The organism is Streptomyces sp. NPDC054841 (genome assembly GCF_053611045.1).
Genome location: NZ_JBSGZO010000355.1, coordinates 1 through 8,942, shown reverse-complemented (window position 1 = coordinate 8,942; position 8,942 = coordinate 1). Strand labels below are relative to the sequence as shown.

The 8,942-nt window shown below is 70.9% G+C and carries 5 protein-coding genes and 1 pseudogene; 5 read left to right on the top strand and 1 reads right to left on the bottom strand.

The window, feature by feature from the left end:
• Window positions 1-169: 169 nt before the first annotated feature.
• The gene (locus ACWGI8_RS32800) at window positions 170-835 is read right to left on the bottom strand and encodes a bifunctional DNA primase/polymerase (RefSeq protein WP_453666510.1); all 666 of its coding nucleotides are present in this window, start codon (window positions 833-835) and stop codon (window positions 170-172) included.
• A 428-nt stretch (window positions 836-1,263) separates the two neighbouring features.
• Here ACWGI8_RS32800 and nsdA point away from each other — a divergent pair, with 428 nt between their 5' ends.
• The 5 genes and pseudogenes from nsdA to ffh all read left to right on the top strand — a co-directional run bounded on the left by nsdA (window position 1,264) and on the right by ffh (window position 8,915).
• Window positions 1,264-2,739, top strand: coding sequence for a transcriptional repressor NsdA (gene nsdA / locus ACWGI8_RS32795; RefSeq protein WP_453666508.1), 1,476 nt, complete (start codon window positions 1,264-1,266; stop codon window positions 2,737-2,739).
• Between the two features lie 356 nt (window positions 2,740-3,095).
• Window positions 3,096-4,451 carry an ammonium transporter gene (locus ACWGI8_RS32790; RefSeq protein WP_453666506.1) on the top strand — a complete coding sequence of 452 codons (1,356 nt, stop codon included), beginning with the start codon at window positions 3,096-3,098 and terminating at the stop codon, window positions 4,449-4,451.
• A complete protein-coding gene (locus ACWGI8_RS32785; protein ID WP_242330074.1) occupies window positions 4,448-4,786 on the top strand; it encodes a P-II family nitrogen regulator in 339 nt (112 codons plus the stop codon). The genes ACWGI8_RS32790 and ACWGI8_RS32785 overlap by 4 nt, the downstream gene beginning before the upstream one ends.
• Before the next feature lie 14 nt (window positions 4,787-4,800).
• Window positions 4,801-7,254: pseudogene (locus ACWGI8_RS32780) on the top strand ([protein-PII] uridylyltransferase).
• 110 nt (window positions 7,255-7,364) lie between these two features.
• A complete protein-coding gene (gene ffh, locus ACWGI8_RS32775) occupies window positions 7,365-8,915 on the top strand; it encodes a signal recognition particle protein (protein ID WP_453666504.1) in 1,551 nt (516 codons plus the stop codon).
• The last annotated feature ends 27 nt before the right edge of the window (window positions 8,916-8,942 follow it).

The window sequence follows — 8,942 nt, the reverse complement described above, 5'->3', positions numbered from 1 at the left end:
CCCTCACCCTGCACCTGGCCGGCTCAGACTGAGGAGAGAAAGGGCTCACCGGCTCCCTCCCTCTCTCGTTGCCCCTCACAGTTCGCGGCCCACCTCCGGCACACTCGGCAGCCGAGGGGCGTGGGGCGTGGGGTGCCGCCCCGCGTTCACAGGTGGACGGGTGGGAGGGTCACGCCGCTGTCGAGCGGTGGCAGATGTACGCCAGGGTGCCCAGCAGGAGGCGGGCTTGGGGTGGGGCGCACGCGGTGTCGAGTGTCGGGGGGCGGAGCCAGCGGGCAGGGCCCAGGCCGGCGTGGTCGGAGGGCGGGGCCGTGATGTGCGCGCCGCGGCCCAGGCAGTGAAGGTCGAGGTCCGCGTCGTCCCAGCCCATGCGGTACAGGAGCTCAGGGAGCTCGGACGCTGCCCCCGGGGCCACGAAGAACTGGGCGCGGCCCGTCGGCATCGCGCTCACCGGGCCCAGTGGGAGGCCCATCCGCTCCAGCCGGACCAGGGCGCGCCGCCCGGCCGGCTCGGCGACGTCCAGGATGTCGAAGCCGCGGCCCACGGGCAGCTGGATCGAGGCTCCCGGCACCTCCGCCCACGCCTTCGTCGCCTCGTCGAGCGTGGCGCCCGCCGGCACCTCGGACGCGAAGTCCAGCGGATGCGCCCCCGGAGACGTGCACGAGGAGTCACCGCAGGAACACCGGCCGGCCGACGCCCTCGCGCCCGGGACGACGTCCCAGCCCCACAGTCCTGTGTACTCGGCCACCGCTGTGCACTCTGTCGCGCGGCCGCGACGCCGTGAGCCGGGCCGGATCTCCCGGACGCCCCGGCTGCCGCCGATCGTGAAGCCCATGCCCCCTCCAACGTGTGAAGCCCGCCGGTGGTTACGACCTGGAGTCTGCCGGTGACACACCGTCGCCGTCGTTCCGCCTCGCCGGCGCACTGTGTTGTTCCGGGTGGTGCGTCCGGGTCCGTGCGCCCTGGCGCGCAACGCTCCACCTGGCTCCTGATCGTCCTAGGTCAAGTGAATCGCGCCTGGCCTCAGGCGGGTTCATGCGCAGGGGTGGCGAATGGTGGCGTTTCTGGAATCGCCATGGCAGCACCCGTGATCGTAGGATTACTTTCAGTACACGGACCCGGGATTTCTTCGCACCCGTGGGTATGCCGGAGGCAACTCGGTTTCTTGTTCGGTGGGGTGCGACTTCCAGACGCAGGGCCGTAACTCGGTGCATTCTGATACGGGTTCGCGCAGTGGAGACAGCAGTGGATGGGGGCGTTCCAGTGGACGGCAGCGGCGCAGGCGGTACGAACGCCGGAAAGCGCCCGAACGAGCAGCTGGGCTCGTGGTTCCTGCGCAGCGGCTGGTCGAAGGGCGAGCTCGCACGGCAAGTGAACCGCAGGGCACGCCAGATGGGCGCGCACCACATCAGCACCGACACTTCGCGAGTTCGCAGGTGGCTCGACGGCGAGCAGCCGCGCGAGCCGATCCCGCGCATCCTCAGCGAGCTGTTCTCCGAGCGGTTCGGCAGCGTCATCGCCATCGAGGACCTCGGGCTCCGCACCGCACACCAGTCACCCTCGGTGTCCGGAGTCGATCTCCCCTGGGCGGGGCCGCAGACCGTCGCCCTGCTCAGCGAGTTCTCGCGCAGCGATCTGATGCTGGCCCGGCGCGGCTTCCTCGGGACCTCGCTCGCGCTGTCCGCCGGGCCCGCCCTCATCGAGCCGATGCAGCGCTGGCTGGTGCCTGCCCCGCCCGCGGACCCGGGCCCCCCGGAGTCCGCCGCGGCCGCCCGCCGTCCCTCCCGGCTCTCCAAGCCGGAGCTGGACCTGCTGGAGTCCACCACCGCGATGTTCCGCCAGTGGGACGCCCAGTGCGGCGGCGGACTGCGCCGCAAAGCGGTCGTCGGACAGCTCCACGAAGTGACCGACCTGCTTCAGGAGTCTCAGCCCGAGGCCACCGCCAAGCGGCTGTACAAGTGCTCCGCCGAACTGGCCGAGCTGGCCGGCTGGATGAGCTACGACGTGGGCCTGCAGCCCACTGCTCAGAAGTACTTCGTCCTGGCGCTGCACGCCGCCAAGGAGGCCGGGGACAAGCCGCTCGGCTCGTACATCCTCTCCTCCATGAGCCGCCAGATGATCCACCTCGGCCGGCCCGACGACGCCCTGGAGCTCATCCACCTCGCGCAGTACGGCAGCCGCGACTGCGCGACCCCGCGCACCCAGTCGATGCTGTATGCGATGGAGGCCCGCGCGTACGCGAACATGGGCCAGCCCAGCAAGACCAAGCGGGCCGTCCGCATGGCCGAGGACACCTTCGCCGACGCGCTCGAAGCCGGCGAGCCCGAGCCCGACTGGATCCGCTTCTTCTCCGAGGCCGAGCTCAACGGGGAGAACGCCCACTCGTACCGCGACCTCGCCTATGTCGCAGGCCGCAGCCCCACGTACGCCTCGCTCGCCGAGCCCGTCATGGAGCGTGCCGTCGACCTCTTCGGCGAGGACGACGAGCATCAGCGCTCGTATGCACTGAACCTGATCGGCATGGCCACGGTGCATCTGCTGAAGAGGGAGCCCGAGCAGTCCACGCGCCTTGCCGAGCAGGCGCTGCGCATCGCCAAGCGGGTCCGGTCCGAGCGGGTCAACACCCGGCTGCGCAAGACCGTCGACACGGCGGCCAGGGACTTCGGCGATGTCGCCGAGGTCGCCCATCTCACCGATCTGCTCACCGCACAGCTGCCGGAGACCGCCGAAGCGGTCTGATCCGGCCGTCCCCCGGGACCCCGGCGCGACGGTCACCCCGAACAGCCCGACTCGGCCCCCCACGCCAGGTCAGTCGGGTGACCGTCGCGACCGGCCGGCGTACTCGCCGGCGCTGTCCGCAGAGGGTACGCGCGTGATGTTCCCGTGACCCTCCAGTTCATCGGCGCGTAACACGCCCGACCTCTTCGTCACTGCGGCGAAACATCGTGCGGCATCGGCGGAAACCGCGGCGCGCCAACCTCATGGCGCATAACCGGCCGACTCCAATGGGCAGCCGCACCGGATCCAGCCGAACCGGTTGTCCAGCCGCACAGGCTCCCGCCCCGCACAGGCCGTACGACGACGAGGAGACGCCGATGCCCCCAGGCATCACGCTTGCCGCAGACGCACCCACGCTGTCTGCCGCCAACACCGGGTTCATGCTCATCTGCTCCGCGCTGGTGATGCTCATGACACCGGGCCTGGCCTTCTTCTACGGAGGCATGGTCCGCGTCAAGAGCACCCTCAACATGCTGATGATGAGCTTCATCAGCCTCGGGATCGTCACGATCCTGTGGGTGCTGTTCGGCTTCAGCCTCGCCTTCGGCACCGACGCCGGCTCCCTCATCGGCTGGTCCTCCGACTACGTCGGACTCAGCGGCATCGGGATCACCCAGCTCTGGGACGGCTACACCATCCCGGTGTACGTCTTCGCCATCTTCCAGCTGATGTTCGCGATCATCACGCCCGCGCTGATCAGCGGCGCGCTGGCGGACCGGGTGAAGTTCACCGCCTGGGTCCTGTTCATCACGCTGTGGGTCACCGTCGTCTACTTCCCGGTCGCGCACTGGGTCTGGGGCGCGGGCGGCTGGCTCTTCGAGCTGGGCGTCATCGACTTCGCCGGCGGTACCGCCGTCCACATCAACGCCGGTGCCGCGGCGCTCGGCGTGATCCTCGTCATCGGCAAGCGCGTCGGCTTCAAGAAGGACCCGATGCGTCCGCACAGCCTGCCGCTGGTGATGCTCGGCGCCGGTCTGCTGTGGTTCGGCTGGTTCGGCTTCAACGCCGGCTCCTGGCTCGGCAACGACGACGGCGTCGGCGCGGTCATGTTCGTCAACACCCAGGTCGCCACCGCCGCCGCGATGCTCGCCTGGCTCGGCTACGAGAAGATCCGCCACGGCTCCTTCACCACTCTCGGCGCCGCCTCCGGCGCGGTCGCGGGCCTCGTCGCCATCACCCCGTCCGGCGGCTCCTGCTCCCCGCTCGGCGCGATCGGCATCGGCGCCATCGCCGGTCTGCTGTGCGCCATGGCCGTCGGCCTCAAGTACAAGTTCGGCTACGACGACTCGCTCGACGTGGTCGGCGTCCACCTCGTCGGCGGTGTCGTCGGCTCCCTCCTGGTCGGCTTCTTCGCCACCGGAGGCGTCCAGTCCGACGCCAAGGGCCTCTTCTACGGCGGCGGATTCGACCAGCTCGGCAAGCAGGCCGTCGGTGTCTTCGCGGTCCTCGCCTACTCTCTGATCGTCTCCGCGATCCTCGCCTTCGTCCTCGACAAGACGATCGGTATGCGGGTCACCGAGGACGACGAGATCTCCGGCATCGACCAGGTCGAGCACGCCGAGACCGCGTACGACTTCAGCGGAGCGGGCGGCGGGGCCGGATCCCGCAAGGCAGCACCCGCCCCTGTCGACACCGTGGCAGCAGCACCGAAGACCAAGAAGGTGGACGCATGAAGCTCATCACCGCAGTCGTCAAGCCGCACCGCCTGGACGAGATCAAGGAAGCCTTGCAGGCCTTCGGAATCCAGGGGCTCACGGTCACCGAGGCCAGCGGCTACGGACGGCAGCGCGGCCACACCGAGGTCTACCGCGGCGCCGAGTACACCGTCGACCTGGTCCCCAAGATCCGTATCGAGGTCCTGGTCGAGGACGATGACGCCGAACAGCTCATCGACGTGGTGGTGAAGGCCGCCAGGACCGGCAAGATCGGAGACGGCAAGGTGTGGAGCGTGCCGGTCGAGACCGCGGTCCGGGTACGTACCGGCGAACGCGGCCCGGACGCGCTGTAGACAGGAGTTGCTGGGTGACGAGCGTCGACCTGACCACGGAAACCGAAGACACGGGACCCAGCGGCTAAGCGGCGGCCCGGCTGCGCCTCCTCCAGGAGAAGGCGCAGTCCGGGCCGCCGCGCCGTGCCGCACTGGCCCGGCTGACCGACGACTGGCTGTCGGCGCTGTTCACCGCCGCGGTGGAGAGCACCGGCGTGGGCGGCGCCGCGCGCGGCGCCGTCGGCGGATACGGACGCGGGGAACTCTCCCCACGCAGCGATCTCGATCTGCTCCTGCTCCACGACGGCAGCGCCGACGCCGGAGCGATCGCCTCCCTGGCCGACCGGATCTGGTACCCGGTCTGGGACCTCGGCCTCGCTCTCGACCACTCCGTCCGCACCGCCGCCGAGGCCCGCGGAACCGCAGGTGAGGACCTCAAGGTCCAGCTCGGGCTGCTCGACGCCCGCGCCGTCGCCGGCGACCTCGGACTGGTCGCCGGACTGCGTACCGCCGTCCTCGCCGACTGGCGCAACCAGGCGCCCAAACGCCTCCCGGAACTCGACGAGCTCTGCCGTGAGCGGGCCGAACGGCAGGGTGAGCTGCAGTTCCTGCTGGAGCCGGACCTCAAGGAGGCCCGCGGCGGTCTGCGTGACGCCACCGCCCTGCGCGCCGTCGCCGCGTCCTGGCTCGCCGACGCTCCCCGCGAAGGGCTCACCGAGGCGCGCCGGGTGCTCCTCGACACCCGCGACGCGCTGCACCTCACGACCGGCCGGGCCACCGACCGGCTCGCCCTCCAGGAACAGGAACAGGTCGCCGGCGAACTCGGCCTGCTGGACGCCGACGCACTGCTTCGGCAGGTGTACGAGGCCGCGCGGACCGTCTCGTACGCCTCCGACGTCACCTGGCGCGAGGTGAACCGGGTACTCAAGGCACGGTCCGTACGGCCACGCCTGCGCACCATGCTCGGCGCCGGACGGCGTCCGGAGCCCGAGCGCACCCCGCTCGCCGAGGGCGTCGTCGAGATGGACGGCGAGGTCGTCCTCGCCCGCACCGCCAAGCCGGAGCGCGACCCGGTGCTGCCCCTGCGCGCGGCTGCCGCCGCGGCCCAGTCCGGCCTGCCGGTCTCCCTGCACGCCGTACGCCACCTCGCCGCGGCCGCCAAGCCGATGCCCGTGCCCTGGCCCGCCGAGGCCCGGGAGGAGCTGGTCACCCTCCTCGGCGCCGGTGAGTCCACCGTCGCCGTGTGGGAGGCCCTGGAGGCCGAGGGACTGATCACCCGGCTGCTGCCGGACTGGGAGCGCGTGCGGTGCCGGCCGCAGCGCAACCCCGTGCACACCTGGACCGTCGACCGCCACCTCGTCGAGGCCACCGTCCGGGCCTCCGCCCTCACCCGCCGGGTCGGCCGCCCCGACCTGCTGCTCGTCGCGGCGCTGCTCCATGACATCGGCAAGGGCTGGCCGGGCGACCACTCGGTCGCCGGGGAGACCATCGCCCGCGACGTCGCCACCCGGATCGGCTTCGACAAACACGATGTGGGCGTCATCGCCACCCTCGTACGCCATCACCTGCTGCTCATCGAGACCGCGACCCGGCGGGATCTCGACGACCCCGCGACCGTACGATCGGTCGCCTCGGTCGTCGCATCGCGGAGCACTCTGGAGCTGCTGCACGCCCTCACCGAGGCCGACGCGCTCGCCACCGGGCCCGCCGCGTGGTCGTCCTGGCGCGGCTCGCTCGTCGCCGACCTCGTGAAACGGGTCGCCGGCGTGCTCGCGGGCGAGGCCCCCGCCGAACCGGAACCAGCGGCGCCGAGCGCCGAGCAGGAGCGGCTCGCCATCGAGGCGCTGCGCACGGGGGGACCCGTACTCGCCCTGCACGCGCAGGCCGAGACCCCGCAGCCGGAGGGCGAACCGGAACCGGTCGGCGTGGAACTGCTCATCGCCGTGCCCGACCAGCCGGGCGTGCTGCCCGCCGTCGCCGGCGTCCTCGCCCTGCACCGGCTCACCGTCCGCGCGGCCGACCTGCGCGCCATCGAGCTGCCCAGCGAGGTGGGGCCCGGGGCCGTACTCGTACTGAACTGGCGGGTCGCCGCCGCGTACGGCTCGCTGCCGCAGGCCGCCCGGCTCCGCGTCGATCTCGTGCGCGCCCTCGACGGCTCGCTGGACATCCCGGCCAGACTGGCCGAGCGGGACGCCGCCTATCCGCGCCGGAGAGGCGCGCAGGCTCCGCCGCCCCGGGTCACCGTCGCCCCGGCCGCCTCCCGGCTCGCCACCGTGATCGAGGTCCGCGCCCAGGACGCTCCCGGGCTGCTGCACCGCATCGGTCATGCCCTCGAATCCGCGGCGGTCCGGGTACGCAGCGCGCATGTGTCCACGCTCGGCGCCAATGCCGTGGATGCGTTCTACGTCACAGGCCCCGAAGGGGCTCCACTGCCATCCGGGGAGGCCGCTGACGTGGCCCGCACGCTCGAAGCGACCCTGCGCGGGTGACGGGCCCCGAGCGGGCGGGTGGACAGGGGGCAGACCCCATCCCACACGTGCGGATACCCTTGGGAGACATCTGTCCGCCCGCCCCCGAGACCTGAGGATCCGCGACCACCGTGTTCGACACCCTCTCCGACCGCCTTGCAGCGACATTCAAGAACCTCCGGGGCAAGGGCCGCCTGTCCGAGGCGGACATCGACGCCACGGCGCGCGAGATCCGTATCGCGCTGCTCGAGGCGGACGTGGCGCTGCCCGTCGTGCGCGCCTTCATCAAGCAGGTCAAGGAGCGCGCGCTGGGCTCCGAGGTGTCCCAGGCGCTGAACCCGGCCCAGCAGGTCATCAAGATCGTCAACGAGGAGCTCATCGGCATCCTCGGCGGCGAGACCCGCCGGCTGCGGTTCGCCAAGCAGCCGCCGACCGTGATCATGCTCGCGGGTCTGCAGGGTGCTGGTAAGACGACGCTGGCCGGAAAGCTCGGTCTCTGGCTCAAGAGCCAGGGCCACTCCCCGCTGCTCGTCGCCTGTGACCTCCAGCGCCCCAACGCCGTCACCCAGCTCGGCGTGGTCGCCGAGCGCGCGGGCGTCGCCTTCTTCGGCCCGCAGCCGGGCAATGGCGTGGGCGACCCGGTCCAGGTCGCCAAGGAGTCGATCGAGTACGCGAAGACGAAGGTCCACGACATCGTCATCGTCGACACCGCCGGCCGCCTCGGCATCGACCAGGAGATGATGCAGCAGGCCGCGGACATCCGTGACGCGGTCAGCCCGGACGAGGTCCTCTTCGTCGTCGACGCGATGATCGGTCAGGACGCAGTCAACACGGCGGAGGCCTTCCGCGACGGCGTCGGCTTCGACGGTGTGGTGCTGTCCAAGCTGGACGGCGACGCCCGCGGTGGTGCCGCGCTCTCCATCGCGCACGTCACCGGCAAGCAGATCATGTTCGCCTCCAACGGCGAGAAGCTGGACGACTTCGACGCGTTCCACCCGGACCGCATGGCGTCCCGCATCCTCGGCATGGGCGACATGCTCTCGCTCATCGAGAAGGCCGAGCAGACCTTCAGCCAGGAAGAGGCCGCCAAGATGGCCTCCAAGCTGGCGAGCAGCAAGGGCAAGGACTTCACGCTCGACGACTTCCTGGCGCAGATGGAGCAGGTCAGGAAGATGGGCTCCATCTCCAAGCTGCTCGGCATGCTGCCCGGCATGGGCCAGATCAAGGACCAGATCAACAACATCGACGAGCGTGACGTCGACCGCACGGCCGCGATCATCAAGTCGATGACCCCGGCCGAGCGCCACGAGCCGACGATCATCAACGGCTCGCGCCGCGCCCGTATCGCCAAGGGCTCCGGTGTCGACGTCAGCGCCGTGAAGAACCTGGTCGAGCGGTTCTTCGAGGCACGCAAGATGATGTCGCGCATGGCGCAGGGCGGCGGAATGCCGGGCATGCCGGGGATCCCGGGCATGGGCGGTGGCCCCGGACGCCAGAAGAAGCAGCAGAAGCAGGCCAAGGGCAAGCGCAAGAGCGGCAACCCGATGAAGCGCAAGGCCGAGGAGCAGGCGGCCGCGGCCCGCCGTGAACAGGCCGCCCAGGGCGGTGCGTTCGGACTTCCGGCAGCGGGCGGCGGCCAGGACTTCGAGCTCCCGGAGGAGTTCAAGAAGTTCATGGGCTGACGCGCCTGAACAGCACGTGAAGAGGGC